Here is a 16,103-nt window from a genome sequence, read left to right on the forward strand (position 1 = left end):
GTCACAACTCCTGATCCTGGAATTCGGGGCGCCGGATCCGGTCCTGTGGGGTGCGAATCCGCTGGCGGCTCGGCTTGCGTACGCCGTTGCGCTTGGTCTGCACGTCGATGCCGGAGCCGAGCGAGCGCGCCAGGTCCAACATCAGACCGACCACGACCAGGTAGACGCCCAGATCGAAGAGCACCGTGGAGACCAGGTGGACTTCGCCGAGGATGCCGAGGTCCAGGTGCCAGTCGTAGCTCTGCATCACCTGACCGCCGAACGGCAGCGGCAGCACCGCGTGCAGCGCGGCCAGCGCGATACCGATGCCCATCACCTTGCCGGCATCGACGGGGGCGGCGTGCTCGAGCTCGTACCGACCGCCGGCCATGTAGCGCAGCAGCAGCGCCAGCCCGGCCACCAGGCCGCCGGCGAATCCGCCACCGGGCAGGTTGTGGCCGGCCAACAGCAGATAGACCGAGGCGATCAGCATGATCGGGAACACCAGCCGGATCATCACCTCCAGCGGCAGTGCCCGCTGCTTCGAGTCCTGCCGCTGACCGCCGCGCAGCCAGGTGCCCTGGCCGGGGGCCGGCGTACGCTCGCGGGCGTCCCGCAGCCGTGCTCGGCGACCGGCGCGGATCTCGGCGGCGGCCTTGGAAGCGGCGGTCGAGACCCGGCTGCGGACGAAGACCAGCGACGCAACACCGGTGGCGGCGACGACCAGCACCGAGATCTCACCGAAGGTGTCCCAGGCACGGATGTCGACCAGGGTGACGTTGACGATGTTGGCGCCGTAGCCGAAGCTGTACGCCCACTCCGCAAACTGGTCCGACACTGGCGCCTGACTGCGCGAGAGCACGGCCAGCGAGGTGCCGCCGAAGACGGTCAGCCCCACCAGTGCGGCCAGCCCCAGCCGCCACCAACGGTTGGAGTGCAGCGGCCGGTCGGTGAAGTACTTGGGCAGTTTGCGCAGCACCAGCACGGCGACCGCCAGGGTCACGGTTTCGACCAGTGCTTGGGTGAGGGCGAGGTCGGGGGCGCCGTGGAAGAGATAGAGCACCACGCAGCCGTAGCCGGTGACGCCGGTGAGGATGAAGGCCTTCATCCGGCCTCGGGCGCGGGCGGCGAACAGGCCAGCCAGCACCATCACGATGCCGGTGGCGAACTGGGCCGGATGGGTCCACCAGACGATCTTGCCGGTCGGCCAGGAGGCGAACAGCACCGCCGATCCCGGCACCACGACCACCATGCCGAGGATCCAGGCGACATAGACCGGCAGGGAACCGGTCTGGGTGCGGCCCGTGACAGCGACGGCCAGCCGGTCGATCGCCAGCATAACCTTCTGGTAGACCTCGCGGGCCGGCATCACTTCGGGGAAGGTTTCCTGGGCCTGATAGACCTGCCGCCGCTGCACAAACATCGCCGCTCCGACCACCCAGCACAGGAAGGAAAGCAGCAGCGGGACGCTGAAGCCGTGCCACAGGGCGTACTCATGTGGCTCGTGTCCGGTGGTGATGCTCGCCACCCACGGCTCGACCATGGCGGTCAGGGGGCCGCCGAGGAAACCGCCGACCAGGCACAGGGCGGCCAGCACCACCGGGGAGATCAGGAAGGCTCGCGACGGGGCGTGGAAGTCGACCTTGCGGGCGGGCTGTTCCTGGACCTCGCGCACCGAACCGAAGGCGCCCCACCACAGCCGCAGCGAGTACGCCATCGTGAAGATGCTGCCCACCACGATGGCTGCCAGCAGCAGGAGCGCCGGTCCGGCGGAGACTCCGGTGCCGTCGCCGTAGTAGGTGTGGATGAACTGGAGCGCGGACAGGCCCGATTCCTTGGTGATGAAACCCAGCGTGGGCGGCAGTCCGGCCATCGAGGCGGCGGCGATCGCGGCCGCGATGGCGAGCACGGGCACCTTCTTGTACAGCCCGGACAGTTGCCGCAGATCGCGGGTGCCGGTGCTGTGGTCAACAATGCCGACCACCAGGAACAGGGTGCCCTTGAAAAGCGCGTGGCCGACCAGGACGCCGATCGCGGCCATCGAGGTGGCCTGGGTGCCGATGCCGGCCAGCACCGTCATGAAGCCAAGCTGGGACACGGTGCCGAAGGCCAGCACCAGCTTCAGATCGTTCTGGCGCAGCGCCCGCCAACCACCGATGATCATGGTGGCGGCACCGATGACCATGATGATGGGCCGCCAGCCGGGCAGAGGTGCGGCGACCGGCGCGAGCAGGGCGATCAGGAAGATGCCAGCCTTGACCATGGTCGCGGCGTGCAGCAGAGCTGAGATTGGCGTCGGGGCGGCCATCGCGCCGGGCAACCAGAAGTGGAAGGGGACCTGAGCCGACTTGGTGAGCGCACCGAGCAGGAAGAGGACCATCGCGATCGACAGGTACGCCGTCACCTCCTGCTGGGGAAGCAGTGCCAGCATGTCGGTGATGGCGTAGGAACCGAGTTGTTCGCCGATCATGATGATGCCGATCAGCATCGCCAGGCCGCCAAAGGTGGTCACCGTCAGCGCTGTCAATGCTGCGGAGCGGCTGGCCCGGCGCAAGGGATTGTGGCCCACCAGCAGGTAGGAGAAGACGGTCGTCAGCTCCCAGTAGGTGTACATCACCAACAGGTTGTCGGTGGTGACCAGGCCCAGCATCACGCCGCAGAACGCCACCAGCAGCGCCGACACCCGCCGCTGGGGCGGATCGTCCTCGAAGTAGAAGGGGCAATAGATCAGCACAGCGGTGGTGATCAGGCAGGCCACGGTCGCGATGATCCATTGGAAGGCGCCGATGTGGACGTCGAGGTCCATCCCCAGCATCGGGACCCACGGGATGTTTTCGTGCCAAGCTTCGCCGCGCATCATCATCGGCGCGAGAGTGGCCAGCCACACCAGGGTGCCGGCGGGGGCCAGCGCCGTCAGCCAGAAGACCCATTGGCCGCGGCGGGCCGGCGCCACGGCAACGATGATCGCCAGTGCCACGTGGGCAACGATGGCGATGGTCATCAGTCTCCCCGGAGATGGTCGGTCGTCTGAGGTTGTCTCGTCGCAGGCACCGAGACGGCTGGAGGTGGCTGAAAAGCCCGGCGGGGCCCCCCATGCATGTTAGCGGACGGTCAGCGGTGTGGCGGTTGCTCGACGGGGGTCGATACCGGGGGTCCCGGGTTTCGGTCAGGGGGCGGGGTTACAGTGCTGGGACGCTACCCACCCCGGTGGCGGCCATCCGGGCGCCGGCGCTGCGGAAGCCGCGGTGACGGTCTCGGTGGACGACCGAGAGGACGTTGACCATGGATTCATCCCTGTCCCGACGCGGCATGCTGGCCACCGCCGGCTTGGGCGCCGTGGCCACCGCGGCGGCCGTGATGCCGCGGACGGCCGCAGCCGCCCCGCGTACCCCTTCCGGCCGCTCTCCTTCAGACAAGGTGCGCACCGGTGCCGATGTCGCCGCCGCAGCCGAGTGGGAGGTGTTCGCGGGCCGTCGGATCGGCATCATCACCAACCCGACCGGGATCGTCGAGGACACCCTGGCCACCATCGTCGACGCGATGCACGCCTCCGGCAAGGTCGACATCGGCGCGGTATTCGGGCCCGAGCATGGATTCCGCGGTTCGGCCCAGGCTGGCGAGTCGGAGGGCACCACGGTCGACGAACGCACCGGCATCACCGTCTACGACGCCTACGGCGCCGATGCTGATGCCTTCGCCGGTTTCTTCGAGGAGTCCGGCATCGACACCGTGGTCTTCGACATCCAGGACGTCGGCGCCCGCTTCTACACCTACATCTGGACCATGTACGAGGCGATGATCGCCGCGATCCGCACCGACCGGTCGTTCATGGTGCTGGACCGCCCCAACCCGACCGGCGGCACCGCCCGCGGCCCGATGCTGCGCGAGGGATTCAGCTCCGGGGTCGGCAAGGACCGGATCCTGCTGGCCCACGGCATGACTGCGGGTGAAGTGGCGCGCTACTTCAACGGTGAACTGATGCCGACGGCCGCCGGCGGCAGCCTGGCCGAGGTCGAGGTCGTCGAGATGGAGGGCTGGGATCCCGACTCGGTCTTCGCCGACACCGGACTGACGTGGGTGATGCCCAGCCCCAACATGCCCACCCCCGACACGGCGGTCCTCTACTACGGCACCGGCCTGTTCGAAGCGGTCAATCTGTCCGAGGGGCGCGGCACCACCCGCCCCTTCGAGTTGATGGGAGCGCCGTACGCCGACCATCGCTGGGCTGCCGAACTGAACCAGCGCGACCTGGCCGGGGTCGAGTTCCGGGAGGCGTACTTCAACCCGACCTTCTCCAAGTGGCAGGGTGAGGTCTGCGCCGGTGTCCAGGTCCACCTCACCGACCCGCGGGCCTTGAACTCCTTGGAGGTCGCCACCCACATGATCACCGCGGCCCGCGACCTCTATGACGACTTCGGCTGGCGCGACCTGGACGGCGACCAACCGGGCCGATGGATCGGATTGCTCACCGGATCCCAACGCTTCCAGCAGTTGTGCGAAGCCGGCGCCTCGGCCGAGCAACTGATCCGGGTGTGGCGGGCCGACGAGCGGTCCTTCGATCGACTCCGCCGCCAATACCTGATCTATCCCCGTTGATGCCCCCACCCCCACGTGACACCCCACCCCCAGTGAATGGAGACGCCATGTCCCAGCACAATCCCCTTCCCCGCGTCCGCACCTCCCGGCGTACGGTGTTGGCCGCCGCAGCAGGCCTCGGCCTGGCTGCCGGCATACCGCTGGCCGGGCGGGCGTACAGCCAGGACGGACCGGTGCCAGAACCCCTCAAGGTGCCCGAGGCGGTCGGTGCCGGTGGGTCGATCAGTTCGGTCGATCCGTACGCCAGCGACATCGGGCTGCAGGTCCTCAAGTCGGGCGGCAATGCCGTCGACGCGGTGCTGGCCGCGGCTGCTGCGCTCGGCGTCACCGAACCCTTCTCCAGTGGCATCGGCGGCGGTGGCTTCTTCGTCTTTCACCACGCCCGCTCCGGACACACCTGGACGATCAACGGGCGAGAGAAGGCGCCGCGGTCCTTCACCGAGACCTCGCTGACCGACGAATCCGGAGCCGCGCTCGACTTCGACACGGTCGTCACCTCGGGGCTGTCGGTGGGCGTGCCCGGCACCCTGTCCACCTGGGCCCTGGCTGCCAAGCGGTTCGGTTCCCGCAAGCTTGCCGAACTGTTGGAGCCCGCCATCGACCTGGCCCGGCGCGGCTTCGTGGTGGATCAGAACTACCACGACCACATCGCCTCGAATGCCGACCGGTTCGCCAAGTTTCAGGCGTCGGCCGACCTCTTCCTGCCCGGCGGTGAGGTGCCCGAGGTCGGCAGCACCTTCCGCAACCCCGACCTGGCGCAGACCTATCAGCGGCTCCAGCGCCGCGGGGAGCAGGAATTCCACTTCGGTTCGATCGCGAACGCGATCATCGCCGAGGCGCAGCGCCCGACCACCGTCGAGGGCGTCAGCGTGCTGCCCGGCCAGATGACTGCGACGGATCTGCGTCGCTACCGCGCGGTGGTGCAGGATGCCACTCACAGCCGTTACGAGGGCCACGACGTGTATGGCATGGATGTGCCCAGCTCCGGCGGTATCGCGGTCGGCCAGATCCTCAACCTCATCGAGGCGTACGCCGAACGCACCGGTCAGGCGCTGGCCGAGCTGGACGAGGTCGACTACCTGCACCGCTTTTCCGAGGCCTCCGCGACCGCCTTCGCCGACCGCAACCGGTGGGTCGGTGACGTCGACGGCGTACCGGTGGAGGAGTTGCTGAGTGAGGGCTTTGCCCGGGAACGGGCGGGTCTGTTCGACCCCGACCGGGCCCAGCCGCGGCCGATCCCGTTCGGCTTCCCCGACGGGGACTACGAGGACGAACCCGGTGAGGGTGGCCGTCAGGACGAACCGTACGAGGGGCCGCACACCACCCATCTGAATGCCGCAGACCGGTGGGGCAATGTGGTCTCCTACACGCTCACCATCGAGCAGACCGGTGGGTCGGCGATCACGGTGCCGGGGCACGGCTTCCTGCTCAACAACGAGTTGACCGACTTCAACTTCGTGCCGCTCACCGAGGGCGTACCGGATCCGAACCTGCCCGGCCCGGGCAAGCAGCCGCGCTCCTCGATGAGCCCGACCATCATCATCAAGGACGGCGAGCCGGTGCTCTCCTGCGGCACCCCCGGCGGCGCGACCATCATCACCTCGGTCGCCCAGATCATTCTGGGGCACCTGTCACGGGGACTGCCGTTGGTCGAGGCGATCGCGGCGCCGCGGCTCAGCTCGCGCAATGCGGGCGCTGAGGGTGCCGACCTGGGGCTGGCTTCCTCCGAGGTTGGCGCCGGGCTCACGGCCCTGGGCCACCAGCTCAGCAGCTCGGACTGGATCGGCAACGCTTCCGGTCTGGATCTGGACCGGCGACGTACCCATGCGGCGGCCGAGACCGTCCGCGGCGGCGGTGGCGCGGCCCGGGTGGAACGACCGATCGGACGTTGACAGCGTTCAGGCCCGCCTCGGTGGAGGCGGGCCTGGACGGTTGTGGGGGTCAGCTGTTCGTGTTGTTCTCTCAGGCGTGCTGGTCTCAGGCGTGCTGGTCTCAGGCGTGCTGGTCTCAGGCGTGGGCGAGTTCGCGGCGCGGGCTGGCAGGCGGCGCTCCCTCGACCAGCGGAACCTCCAGCTCGGCGAGCAACTGGCGTACGCCCTGCTCGAGCTGGTCGGCGATGCCCCGGGCTGCATCGAGGTCCTGGGCGTAGGGGTCGCTGATGTCCCAGTGAACGGTGCGCTGCCCGACCAGGGGCGCATCCTGCAGCCCGATCAACACCAGCACGTCGGCGGCATCGAGGACGTCGTCCTGGATTTCGCTCGGCAGCGGCACCAACAGGTCGATGCCGCGCTCGGCGAGCACGGTCGCGGCGTGGGGGTTGAGGCGCCCGGTCGGCCGCAGTCCGGCGGCCTGGGCGATGACGTGACCGCCGGACAGGTGTTCGGCGAGCGCCGCGGCGACTTGGGAGCGGCCCTCATTGCGTTCGCACACGAACAGGATCTTCGGGGTGGAGGTGAGCGCCTCGCCGAGGGCGGCGGCCCGGTCGGCGAGCTCAGCGCGTACCGCGTTCTCGGTCAGGGCAGGGATGAAGTCGAGGTGGCGGCCGGAGGCCTCCAGGCGGGCCCGGATCTCGTTGACCAGCTGCTCGATCTCGGCCTCGGCGACGCAGCCGCGGTAGCGCACGCCCAAGTCGTGGCGCACCCGTTCCATGGTGCTGGCGTACGCCTCGACGTCAAGAGCGGGGACGGTCTCGGGGGTTGCGACGTCCCGATCAATGTCCTGCTGAATGCCCATGGCGTCCTCCTCGGTTCCATCGGTTCTGGTGCAGATCGGCTCAGATCTGTCGCGGCAGTCACGCGACCGCCATGGCCAAGGTTAACAGGAGGTGAACAACGGGTGTACGAAGGTGGTTTCTGGTGTGCCGCAGGGCTCGCACTGGGGCTCGGCAGGACTTCCTCCTAGACTGTTCGGGTGATGAAACGCTGGCGATTCCTGACGGTGGCAGCGGTTGTCGGAGTGGCCGCCCTGGCCGGTCCGGCGATCGCGGTCCGGGCCGATTCCGGACCCGATCACACCGTCGAATCGGCGCCGCACCGGCCGGTGGGGATCGTGCTGGGCGCCCGAGTCCAGCCCAGTGGCCCCTCGCCCTACCTGCGGGCCCGGATCGACCTCGGGATCGAGCTCTACCGGTCCGGCAAAGTCGACCGACTCATCATGAGCGGGGACGACAGCGCCGAGGCGCTGCATGAGCCGACCACCATGAAGCTGTACGCCATCGACCGCGGCGTACCGGCGCAGGACATCACCGTCGACCCGGCCGGCCTCGACACCTACGACACCTGTGTCCGGGCCCGCGACGAGTACGGCGCCACCGCCGTGACCATGATCACCCAGAGCTACCACCTGCCCCGCGCGGTGGCGACCTGTCGCTGGGTCGGCTTGGATGCGATCGGGGTGGGGGACGAGAGCGTCCGCGGGCCGCACCCGCGCAGCTGGTGGTATGGCGTCGCTCGGGAGCTGCTGGCGAACTGGAAGATGCTGATCGACGTCGCCTCCGGGCGTCCGCCCGCCGAAGGCTGAGCTGGGTCGAGAGCCGGGCGGCCGGCTGATGGACAGTGGCCATGCGTCCCAATGTGGTGATCTTCATGACCGACCAGCAGCGTGGCGCGACGCTGGATCCGGGCCACCGGCTCCGAGCGCTGACCCCGAACGTCGACGCGATGGCTGCCGACGGCGTCCGGTTCTCACGGGCGTACGCGCCCTCGCCCCGCTGTTGCCCGGCGCGGACGTCCTTCATGACGGGCCGGCACCCGATCGAGCACGGCGTGTGGAACAACGTCAATGTCGCCAACGCGCTGAGCCGAGGGCCTCGACCCGGTACGCCTTTCTGGTCCCGGGATCTCGCTTCCGCCGGCTACGCGCTCGGCTTCGCCGGCAAGTGGCATGTCAGCAACACTGAGAATCCCTGGATCCGCGCCCGGGCCGACCAGGACCAACCATGGGTCAGTTACATTGGGCCGCTCGGGCCGCACGACCCCTATCAGCCGCCCCAGGAGTTCCTTGACCAGTACGACCCGGACGCGATCCACCTGGAGGACAGCTTCGCCGATCCGATGACCGACAAACCCGCCCTCTATCGGCGGATCCGGGACCGGTTCGACCAGTTGACCGAGCCAGAGCATCGCGAGGCACTGCGGCATTATCTGGCGTTCTGCAGCTACGAGGACGCTCTGTTCGGGGAGGTGGTCGCGGCGGTGGCTGAGTCGGGGCAGCTCGACGACACCATCTTCATCTACCTCTCCGACCACGGCGACTACGCCGGTGACCACGGGCTGTGGTGCAAGGGGCTGCCAGCGTTCACCTCGGCCTACCACGTCCCACTCGTGATCGGCGGGCGCCCGATCCAGGCAGCGAACCGTGGCGGTGTCGTCGACGCCGCGGTCTCACTGATGGACATCGGGCCGACGCTGCTGGAGCTGTGCGGCGCGGAGCTCGCCCACCCGATGTCTGGTCGTTCGCTGGTGCCGGCGCTGACCGGCGAGCCCATTGCGGAGCGTGACCTGCTGCTGGCGACCGAGGGCAATGAGACCTACGGCAACCAGCGGATTCTGCTCGCCGGTGACTGGAAGCTGGTCGTCAACATGTTCGATCGGGACGAGCTGTATCACCTGGCCACCGACCCGGGCGAGATGAAAAATCTGCTGCACCGCGGTGACGAACCGCGAGCGGTCGGGGTGCCCGAGGAGACACGGGTGCCCGAGGAACTCCGCGCCGTCGTCGAGGATCTGTACGCCCGACTGTGGCGGCTGGCCGTCGGCTACGGCGACGACCTCACCAACGGCTACATCCTCACCGCCCTGGGGCAGTATGGCCCTGGCGTCGCGGCGTCGCCCCGCCCGTGAGCCGCCGTTGGCGCAACGGCTCAGCTGGGCGGCAGCAATCGCTTGGCAAGCCCGGCCTGGGCGATGGTGTCAGCGATGGCGTCCATGGTGGTGTCGCGGCAGCTGCGGCCATCAGGAAGCATCACCCCCGAGCTCAGATAGGAGCCGCGGCCCAGATGCCGCATCGGCCCGATCACGGTCTGGGTGATCCGGCCGGCCGCCTTGGCGCGGTTCCAGGCTGACCCCTGCACCTGCGGCCAGCGCGACGGGAAGCCGCGCGCCAGCGCCTGGACCCAGTCCTTGGTGCCCTTGAGGTGCCACAGGTGAGCGATGTGATCCAGCGCCGGATCCGAGTTGAGGAAGCCGCCCAGCGACAGCACCGAGGTCTTCGCTCCGGTGGCGGCCAGATAGCTGGCTGCGCCCAGCGCGATCTGGGCGCCGCCGCTCCAGCCCAGCAACACGATCGGTGCGCGCGTACGCGGCTGGTATCCGTTGCGCAGCAACTCCTCCCAGATCACCTTGGCGATGCCCAGCGAATACACCGGGCCATAGCGGCTGTCGGCCGAGACCATCACCTGCATCACATTGCGCAGATAGACCAGCGCGTGGGCGGTGGAGGTGAAGCGGCTGCGGCCCAGCGCGGACACCAGTCGCCAGAACCGCGACGACCAGCGGCCGTCGGTCAGACCGACGTTGGTCATGTCGTAGGGATAGATGTGGCTGACGATCTTGGCGCCCTGCAGGCGCGCCTGGACGCCGTCGATGAGGGGCTGCTCCCCGCGCCGGTTGATCACCGGGGAGGTGGCGCCGACACCGGACACGTAGACCACCCAGCAGGTCGGTTCGTCTGGTTCGCGGGGCGGTTTCGGGGCAGCCTGTTCGAGCTGGCTGCTCGCCTCGATGGTGGCCTGCCGGCCCCACCAGCGCAGCGCCTCGAAGGGCGCCAGGAAGGCTGCCAACACCACCAAGGCCACCACCAACAGCAGGATCGTGGTGATCATCGGTCACCCTCGTCCAACCGAATGTCGGGGCCGTTGAGGTCGGCGATGCTGCCCTCGATGGTGGCCTCGTCGAGCAGGTGGCTGGAGTCGGCGTACAACTCCCGGCCGGTGGCCCGACGCCAGACGCGGTCACGCAGCGTGGCATAGCCCGGCGCGATCAGGGTGGAGGCGCCCAGCATTCCGAGCCAGGCGGCGAGCGTCAGGCCCGCCGCGCCCCAGATGCTGACCGGATAGAGCTGGTGGGCGGCCAGGAAGGTGATGAGTAGTCCCCACACCGAGGTCAGCCGTGTCACCAGCGGGCCCAGCAGCGGGATGGCGCCGAGGAAGTTGAAGGCCTGCGGCGACACCGACACCATCACGATCATGGCAACGCCCAGGGCCGGCACCGTCTGCCCCTCGGCAAAGATCACGCCGAGTAGCCACAGCAGCAAGCCCATCCCGATGTACGCCGCCAGCACCATCACCGCATTGGAGGCCAGCGCGAAGAGCAAGCCCCAGCCGCGCACCCGGTTGATGACCAAGACCACCGACTGTCCGACCAGGGTGGACGCGGTGGCGAGCAGGACGATCGTCAGCGCGATCTGACCATTGGCGGGGTCGGCGAGATACCGCCCGGTGTCGAGCCGGAGGGTGAGGGCATCAAGCCAGGCCCACACGCGTGATCACGCGTTCTTGTCGTCCGGGTGGCTGCCGGCCCGGTTGCCGGCGTCGAGGGCGTCCAGAGCGGCCATCGTGTCATCGTCGAGCTCGAAGCTGAAGACGTCGAAGTTCTCGGCCATTCGCTGCGGATTGACGGTCTTGGGGATCACGATGAGGTTGCGCTGCAGGTGCCACCTGATGATCACCTGGGCAGCCGTTCGCCCCAACTCGGACGCGATCGGCGCCACCGCCTCGAGGTCCTCGGAGCGACCCAGCGGGCTCCAGGACTGGGCCTTGGTGCCGAAGCTCTCGATCTCGGTGACCAGGTCGTACTGGGCCAACGAGGGATGGATCTCGACCTGGTCGACCGAGGGCACCGTCGAGGAGCCGTCGACGACCTTGCGCAGGTGCTCGCCGTGGAAGTTGGAGACGCCGATCGAGCGGATCAGGCCCTCCTGCTGGGCCTTCTCCATCGCCAACCAGGCATCGAGATAGAGGTCCTGCTGCGGCATCGGCCAATGGATCAGATAGAGGTCGACGTGGTCCAGGCCCAGCTTGCGCAGGGAGGTGCGGATCGCCTCGGCCGGGCGGTGCTGGTCGCCGTTGTCGAGCTTGGTCGTGATCCACAGGTCGTCGCGGTTGATGCCGGATGCGGCGACGGCCTGCCCGACACCCTCCTCGTTGTGATACATCGCGGCGGTGTCGATGTGGCGGTATCCGGCAGCCAGCGCATCGGCGGTGACCTGGGCGGCTTCGGCGGGCGGCACCTTGAAGACTCCGAAGCCGAGCTGCGGGATCTCGGTGCCATCGTTGAGGCGGATGGTGGGTACGGACATGTCGGACTCCTCCTCGGTCGGTGTCAGCCTAGCCGTCGTGGTTCCCGCGCGGTGTGGCTCGTACGCCCGCTCGGGGGTGGCGGAAACCCGCTGGAGACGCCGTTGACTCATGGAATACTGGCCGCCATGTCCTCCCTCCCGACTGAGATCAGCGCGCGGATTGAGGCGGTCGCCGGCATCGATCCGGAATTGCGTCCCGCCACCAAACCGCAGTTCGGCCACTACCAGTGCAATGTCGCCATGCGCCTGGCGAAGTCGGAGGGTGCCCCGCCGCGCCAGATCGCCGAGCGTCTGGTCAACGACATCGACCTGGCCGACCTGTGTGAGCCGCTCGAGATTGCCGGGCCGGGCTTCATCAACATCCGGATCCGCGCCGATGTGCTCGCCGCGCGTACCACCGAGATCCTCGCTGATCCCCGCGATGGTGTGGTGCCGGCCGAGGCGCCGCAGCGGGTCGTCATCGACTATTCCGCGCCGAACGTCGCCAAGCAGATGCACGTGGGCCACCTGCGGTCCACGATCATCGGTGACTGCTTCAACCGGGTGCTGAGCGCGACCGAGAACACCGTCATCGCCCAGAACCACATCGGCGACTGGGGCACCCAGTTCGGCATGCTGGTCGAGGAGATCCTCGAGGCTGAGGTCGACGTCTTGGAGCTGGACCTGGCCGGCGCCGACGCGCTCTACAAGCAGGCCTCGGCCCACTTCAAGTCCGATGAGGAGTTTGCGACCCGGGCCCGCGCGCGGGTGGTGAAGCTGCAGGCTGGCGATGAGGAGACCACTCGGATCTGGAAGCAGTTGATCGAGGTCTCTCGGGGCGGTTTCGCCGAGGGTTACCGGCGGCTCGACGTCCTCCTCACCGAGGATGACCTGGCAGGGGAGTCCACCTACAACGACGACCTGCCCGTGGTGGCCCGCGAGCTGGAGGAGTCCGGCGTCGCCGTGATCGACGACGGTGCGCTGTGTGTCTTCGTCGACGGTTTCGAGGCCCCGTTGATCGTCCGCAAGAGCGGCGGTGGATTCGGGTACGCCGCCACCGACCTGGCTGCGATCCGGCACCGGGTCCGCAATCTGGGCGCTGACCGGATCATCTACGTGACCGACCTGCGTCAGGCCGGTCACTTCCGGCAGGTATTCGCCGTTGCCCGGATGGCGGGTTATCTCCCCGAGGGCGTACGCGCCGAGCACGTCGGTTTTGGCATGGTGCTGGGGCCGGACGGGAAGCCTTTCAAGACTCGCGACGGGTCGGCGGCCAGCCTGGCGTCGCTGCTCGACGCGGCCGAGGAGGAGGCGGCGCCGGAGATTGCGCTGGCGGCGATCAAGTACGCCGACCTGTCGACCGGCCTGCAGAAGGACTACGTCTTCGACCCTGAACGGATGGCGCAGACCACCGGCAACACCGGGCCCTACCTGCAGTACGCCCATGCCCGCTGCTGCCAGGTGCTGCGCAAGGCAGCCGCCGAGGAGCTCAGCTCGGACACGGTGACCGTGCTGACCGAGCCGGCCGAGCAGCAGTTGGCGCTGCTGCTGACCCGATTCGGCGAGGTGGTGGCCGAGCTGGCCGAGAACCTCCAGCCGCACAAGCTGTGCACGTATCTCTATGAGGTGTCCGAGGCGTACTCGGTGTTCTACGAGCACTGCCCGGTCCTCAAGTCCGAGGGTCAGGTACGCACCTCCCGGTTGGGGTTGTGCTTGGCGACCAAGCAGGTGCTGGCGCGCGGCCTGTCGCTGCTGGGGATCCCGGCGCCCGAGCGAATGTGAGTCGAGGCGGGCTAGGGTCCCGTCCATGAGTGCTGCCGCTGGCGAGGTGCTGCATTTTTCCGAGGACCCGACCATCACGCGGTTTGCCCCACACGTCGCGCGGACGGCACAGCAGCCCGAGGTGTACGTGTGGGCCGTCGACGGCGAGCGCTGCCCGGACTACTGGTTTCCCCGGCAGTGCCCGCGGGCCATGGCGTGGGTGACGCCTGCGGCCACCGACGAGGACCGGCTCCGGATCCTCGGCCCCGGTGGTGGCAACCGCATCCACGCCGTGGAGTACGGCTGGCTCGAGGCGATGCGCTCGGTCGAGCTGTACGCCTACCGCTTCGCGGCTGCGGACTTCCGGCCGTACAGCGCGACCGAGTCGCATGCGTACGTGAGTGAGAGCGAGGTGCGCCCACTCGGCCCGCCCGTCCGCGTCGGTGACCTGTTCGCCCTGCACGAGCAGGCTGGCATCCAGCTGCGGGTGCTGCCGCGACTGCAGGACTTCTGGTCCGAGGTGATCACCACGACGCTGGGGTGGAGTGGGATCCGGCTGCGGAACGCGCGTACGGACTGACGCCCGGCTGCGCGGCGACCTCGGGGCGACGTACCCGTGGTCCAGCGCTGCACGAATGGTCACCATTGCCAGCGCGCGTGAACGTCGGTTCGTGACGTTTCGGTTCACCCTCGGGTCCCCTAATGTTAACGGTGTCACATTGCGGTAGTGCCGCCACCCGTCGCGCCATTCAGGGGGAGCGTCGGGGTGTGACCATGTCAGCGCGCCGGGGGGCGCGCGGGCTGACCTAGGTCGACCCATGGGAAATCAAGGAGTATCCATGAGCACATCCGTGCGCATTCGTGCGCCCAAGACACGCGCGCTCGTCGCGAGTCTGATGCTGGTGGCTGCCGTCATGGCGGGCTTCATCATCAACCCCGTTGCGGCGCCAGCTGCCGAGATCGACGGCGCCATCACGGACCTCCGCATCACCGGTGCCAGCGAGGACGGCGTCCTCCGCCCGGGTGACCGGATCGAGGTCGCGCTGGACTGGTCCGTGCCCGACTCGGCGCAGCCCGGTGACACCTTCGGCATCGCGCTCCCGCCCGAGTTGATCGTCATGACGACCACCTTCAGCCTCGCGGACGGCAACGGCAATGTGGTCGCGGTGGCGTCGGTTCGGGATGGCGACGTCGTGTTCACGCTGACTGACTTCGTGGCTGAGCACCGCAACGTGTCCGGCAGCGCCTGGTTCTGGGTTGAGCTGGATTGGGAAGCGGAGCCCGGCACCGAGCTGGAGATCAGTTGGGGTGCCGATTCCGACGCCGTTGTGCGTGGCGAGGTCGGTGAGCCGATCGACTACGGCACGAACCCCCGCACCGAGGGGCAGAAGTATGGCACGTGGAACTACCGGACCAACCGGATGGACTGGGTCGTCATGGGGCCGCTCGGCTACGACAAGGTCCACTTCCGTGACGAGGCCCGTGGTGGGCAGCGGTTTGACTGTTCGCGGCTCCGTATCGAGATCTGGACCCTCGATGAGGACGGCGGATGGGCGGCCAGCGAGCGAGCCACCTCGCATGACGTGACGTGCACCGAGCAGGTCGTTCAGGGCTCGATCAACAACATCCCTGATGGGATGATCGGGGCACTCGTGATCGAGACCATCGTGCCGGCTGGCGCGACGACGGTCGAGAACACTGCGGTGGTCACGGTCTCCAGTGGTGCGACGCAGCCGGACTCCGAGGCGGCCGTCTATGGCGCCGGGGGCGAGGGTAGCGGGGATCTTAATCCCACCCCGACCCCCACCCCGACCCCGACCCCGACGCCGACCCCGACCCCGACGCCGACGCCGACTCCCACGCCGACGCCGACTCCTACGCCGACCCCGACTCCCACGCCGACGCCGACGCCGACGCCGACCCCGACTCCGACGCCGTCCCCGACCCCCACGCCGACGCCGACTCCTACGCCGACGCCGACGCCGACCCCGACTCCCACGCCGACGCCGACTCCCACGCCGACGCCGACTCCTACGCCGACCCCGACTCCCACGTGTGAGCCGTCGGAGTCGCCGAGCGTGACCCCCTCGGAGTCGCCGACCGGTACGCCCAGCCAGGCGCCGACGGAGTCCCCGTGCGTTCCCTCGGAGTCGCCGAGCGTGACCCCGTCGGAGTCCTCGACGCCGACTGGTCCGGCCCTGCCTGACACCGGTGGCGCGGGTTCGGTGGTGCCGATCGTTCTCGGCCTGATGGCCGTGGCCGGAGCCACCGTGTTCGCACGCCGCCGCTCCTGAATCGGCCTGGCCTACGGACCACATGACACCGGCGCCGTCGCCCCATCGGGGACGGCGGCGCCGGCGTCTCCGGGGCGTAGGGGTGTATTCGCGGGGGGCGCCACCTCCTGGCTCATATCACAAACAATTATGGGCATATCAGCACAAGGCGCTAAGGTGATCGGCGTCGCCCTCCGACGGGGACGACCAGAGACCTGA

Annotated in this window: 12 protein-coding genes; 7 read left to right on the forward strand and 5 right to left on the reverse strand. The window is 68.6% G+C overall.

Annotated features, from left to right (window positions below):
• Window position 1: 1 nt before the first annotated feature.
• Window positions 2-2,980, reverse strand: a complete 2,979-nt coding sequence (locus tag CGZ91_RS11555; RefSeq protein ID WP_094455318.1) for a Na+/H+ antiporter subunit A — start codon at window positions 2,978-2,980, stop codon at window positions 2-4.
• Between the two features lie 281 nt (window positions 2,981-3,261).
• Between CGZ91_RS11555 and CGZ91_RS11560 the strand changes: the two genes are divergently transcribed.
• The gene (locus CGZ91_RS11560) at window positions 3,262-4,575 is read left to right on the forward strand and encodes an exo-beta-N-acetylmuramidase NamZ family protein (protein WP_094455320.1); all 1,314 of its coding nucleotides are present in this window, start codon (window positions 3,262-3,264) and stop codon (window positions 4,573-4,575) included.
• A gap of 47 nt (window positions 4,576-4,622) precedes the next feature.
• Complete coding sequence (gene ggt / locus CGZ91_RS11565) at window positions 4,623-6,467, forward strand: gamma-glutamyltransferase (protein WP_094455322.1); 1,845 nt, start codon at window positions 4,623-4,625, stop codon at window positions 6,465-6,467.
• Window positions 6,468-6,582: 115 nt separating this feature from the next.
• On the opposite strand, the gene CGZ91_RS11570 is transcribed toward ggt, so the two are convergent.
• Window positions 6,583-7,308 (reverse strand): arsenate-mycothiol transferase ArsC, encoded by a 726-nt coding sequence (locus CGZ91_RS11570; protein ID WP_094455324.1) that lies wholly within the window; start codon window positions 7,306-7,308, stop codon window positions 6,583-6,585.
• 180 nt (window positions 7,309-7,488) lie between these two features.
• Between CGZ91_RS11570 and CGZ91_RS11575 the strand changes: the two genes are divergently transcribed.
• Complete coding sequence (locus CGZ91_RS11575) at window positions 7,489-8,094, forward strand: SanA/YdcF family protein (protein ID WP_094455326.1); 606 nt, start codon at window positions 7,489-7,491, stop codon at window positions 8,092-8,094.
• Between the two features lie 41 nt (window positions 8,095-8,135).
• Window positions 8,136-9,416, forward strand: coding sequence for a sulfatase-like hydrolase/transferase (locus tag CGZ91_RS11580; protein WP_094455328.1), 1,281 nt, complete (start codon window positions 8,136-8,138; stop codon window positions 9,414-9,416).
• A gap of 20 nt (window positions 9,417-9,436) precedes the next feature.
• Here CGZ91_RS11580 and CGZ91_RS11585 read toward each other — a convergent pair whose 3' ends face one another.
• Genes CGZ91_RS11585 through CGZ91_RS11595 form a run of 3 tightly spaced genes read right to left on the reverse strand, consistent with a single transcriptional unit; the run spans window position 9,437 to window position 11,871 of the window.
• Window positions 9,437-10,396, reverse strand: a complete 960-nt coding sequence (locus tag CGZ91_RS11585; RefSeq protein ID WP_094455330.1) for a hypothetical protein — start codon at window positions 10,394-10,396, stop codon at window positions 9,437-9,439.
• On the reverse strand, window positions 10,393-11,052 hold the full coding sequence (locus tag CGZ91_RS11590; RefSeq protein ID WP_094455332.1) for a hypothetical protein: 660 nt from the start codon (window positions 11,050-11,052) through the stop codon (window positions 10,393-10,395). Before CGZ91_RS11590 ends, CGZ91_RS11585 begins: the two co-directional genes overlap by 4 nt.
• 6 nt (window positions 11,053-11,058) lie before the next feature.
• Complete coding sequence (locus CGZ91_RS11595; RefSeq protein ID WP_094455334.1) at window positions 11,059-11,871, reverse strand: aldo/keto reductase; 813 nt, start codon at window positions 11,869-11,871, stop codon at window positions 11,059-11,061.
• Between the two features lie 126 nt (window positions 11,872-11,997).
• Here CGZ91_RS11595 and argS point away from each other — a divergent pair, with 126 nt between their 5' ends.
• From argS to CGZ91_RS14370, 3 genes are all read left to right on the forward strand, one after another.
• Window positions 11,998-13,632, forward strand: coding sequence for an arginine--tRNA ligase (gene argS, locus CGZ91_RS11600; RefSeq protein WP_094455336.1), 1,635 nt, complete (start codon window positions 11,998-12,000; stop codon window positions 13,630-13,632).
• A gap of 25 nt (window positions 13,633-13,657) precedes the next feature.
• Window positions 13,658-14,191 (forward strand): DUF6886 family protein, encoded by a 534-nt coding sequence (locus CGZ91_RS11605; RefSeq protein ID WP_094455338.1) that lies wholly within the window; start codon window positions 13,658-13,660, stop codon window positions 14,189-14,191.
• 259 nt (window positions 14,192-14,450) lie between these two features.
• Window positions 14,451-15,905: an Ig-like domain-containing protein gene (locus tag CGZ91_RS14370; RefSeq protein ID WP_179229341.1), complete on the forward strand. Its 1,455-nt coding sequence runs from the start codon at window positions 14,451-14,453 to the stop codon at window positions 15,903-15,905.
• The last annotated feature ends 198 nt before the right edge of the window (window positions 15,906-16,103 follow it).

It is taken from the genome of Parenemella sanctibonifatiensis (assembly GCF_002250565.1).
GTDB lineage: Bacteria > Actinomycetota > Actinomycetes > Propionibacteriales > Propionibacteriaceae > Parenemella > Parenemella sanctibonifatiensis.

Excerpts from the sequence above, each read along its gene's own strand:
- CGZ91_RS11555 (WP_094455318.1), bottom strand. The coding sequence starts at position 2,980 with ATGACCATCGCCATCGTTGCCCACGTGGCACTGGCGATCATCGTTGCC.
- CGZ91_RS11560 (WP_094455320.1), top strand. The coding sequence starts at position 3,262 with ATGGATTCATCCCTGTCCCGACGCGGCATGCTGGCCACCGCCGGCTTG.
- ggt (WP_094455322.1), top strand. The coding sequence starts at position 4,623 with ATGTCCCAGCACAATCCCCTTCCCCGCGTCCGCACCTCCCGGCGTACG.
- CGZ91_RS11570 (WP_094455324.1), bottom strand. The coding sequence starts at position 7,308 with ATGGGCATTCAGCAGGACATTGATCGGGACGTCGCAACCCCCGAGACC.
- CGZ91_RS11575 (WP_094455326.1), top strand. The coding sequence starts at position 7,489 with ATGAAACGCTGGCGATTCCTGACGGTGGCAGCGGTTGTCGGAGTGGCC.
- CGZ91_RS11580 (WP_094455328.1), top strand. The coding sequence starts at position 8,136 with ATGCGTCCCAATGTGGTGATCTTCATGACCGACCAGCAGCGTGGCGCG.
- CGZ91_RS11585 (WP_094455330.1), bottom strand. The coding sequence starts at position 10,396 with ATGATCACCACGATCCTGCTGTTGGTGGTGGCCTTGGTGGTGTTGGCA.
- CGZ91_RS11595 (WP_094455334.1), bottom strand. The coding sequence starts at position 11,871 with ATGTCCGTACCCACCATCCGCCTCAACGATGGCACCGAGATCCCGCAG.
- argS (WP_094455336.1), top strand. The coding sequence starts at position 11,998 with ATGTCCTCCCTCCCGACTGAGATCAGCGCGCGGATTGAGGCGGTCGCC.
- CGZ91_RS11605 (WP_094455338.1), top strand. The coding sequence starts at position 13,658 with ATGAGTGCTGCCGCTGGCGAGGTGCTGCATTTTTCCGAGGACCCGACC.
- CGZ91_RS14370 (WP_179229341.1), top strand. The coding sequence starts at position 14,451 with ATGAGCACATCCGTGCGCATTCGTGCGCCCAAGACACGCGCGCTCGTC.